This is a genomic window from Microcoleus sp. C2D2 (assembly GCF_036702495.1).
Classification (GTDB): Bacteria; Cyanobacteriota; Cyanobacteriia; order Cyanobacteriales; family Microcoleaceae; genus Microcoleus.
The window spans coordinates 1-1,301 of sequence record NZ_JAUBTO010000401.1; the positions used below are offsets into that span (position 1 = coordinate 1).

The 1,301-nt window shown below is 48.0% G+C and carries 2 protein-coding genes; both read right to left on the minus strand.

The window, feature by feature from the left end; all coding sequences use genetic code 11:
- Positions 1-35: 35 nt before the first annotated feature.
- Positions 36-758, minus strand: coding sequence for a transposase (locus tag QUB61_RS39505; protein WP_333136943.1), 723 nt, complete (start codon positions 756-758; stop codon positions 36-38).
- Complete coding sequence (locus tag QUB61_RS39510) at positions 692-1,237, minus strand: helix-turn-helix domain-containing protein (protein ID WP_333136941.1); 546 nt, start codon at positions 1,235-1,237, stop codon at positions 692-694. Before QUB61_RS39510 ends, QUB61_RS39505 begins: the two co-directional genes overlap by 67 nt.
- Between the last annotated feature and the right edge of the window lie 64 nt (positions 1,238-1,301).

Consider the following 1,301-nt stretch of genomic DNA (forward strand, 5'->3'; position numbering starts at 1 on the left):
CTAGTAGAAGTAGGCGGGAGTTAACCTACCATTGATTATTGCTTCAATGCTTTGCCCAAATAAGTCCATTTGAAGGGTTTAGCCATTGTGCAATTGAAGTAATCGATGAATTCAAGGAGACGGGTTTTGAGTTGAGCTTTACTGATGAAATTGCCTCGCCTGAGTAACTTACGAACCAAAATACTGAACCAAATCTCAATCTGATTGAGCCAAGAACAATGCTTGGGGGTGAAGTGAAACACGATTTTATGAGTGGGGTCACGCAAGAAATCGGATCGAGTTGGCATCGATTTAAGAATACCCGATACCCCTTTTACCCCGAGAGGAACCTCCAGCCCTTCAAATTTTGCCACAAACCGAACCAAGGATTCCGATTGATGAGTGTTCAAACAATCCATCACCAGATGCCATTTGACAGCATCAGGGTCACTAGCCATCAGGTGTTCGACGTGGCTCAGATAGTCCAACTCAGTTCGGGTATCGCCAATGGTCGCAGCTACCACCTGACCTTGAGCAACATCAAAACTCGCGATTAATGTTTGGGTGCCGTGGCGAATATACTCAAATTCTCGTCGCTCCCGTTTGCCGGGACGCATCCCACGGTCGGAAGACTTGCGCTCGATGGCTTGAATTCCTGTCATCTCATCCATCGAAATCGTCCGCTCTCCCCGCTCGGCACGCTCTATTGCACTCAGGTAGACCTCACAGATGTCTTTGATTTTTTCATCAAACTGTGGGTCGGGGGGGGATTCAACCAATATTGTGACTGGTGCGGTTTTAAATCGGCTTCTGCCATCAATCTCCCAACATGGCGAGGGGAGATGCTGGTGAATATGCCTTGTTTGAGCGCTTCATCTGCTAGCTCTCGCGCACTCCAATGACTCAGCGGTCGCCCAAAGATTTCCGGTTTTTCACAAGCGAGGGCAAATAATTGAAGAATCTGTTCTAAGCTGAAGGTCATTGGACCTCCGAGTCTCTCGGCATCGGCTAATCGCTGCACCACTTCCAGATTCTTGACACTCAACTCTAACCAACGATGACGCCACAACGAAGCCATATCTCGACTGATGTTGAGGGCACGAGCGATTTCTCGATGATTGTATCCTTCGTCTGCTAACAGAATAATCCTAGCTCTTAAAGCAATTTGCTGGGGAGTCCGATGACGGTTGACAATCTGCCACAGTTGCTCTCGTTCTGGAGCTGCCAATTGCAATGGCTTTGGGGCTAGTCTGGGCATCGATCTGTTCTACCTTCTACATCTAGCTATAAATGGTAGCTCTATTCCCGCCCAAGTGTACTAG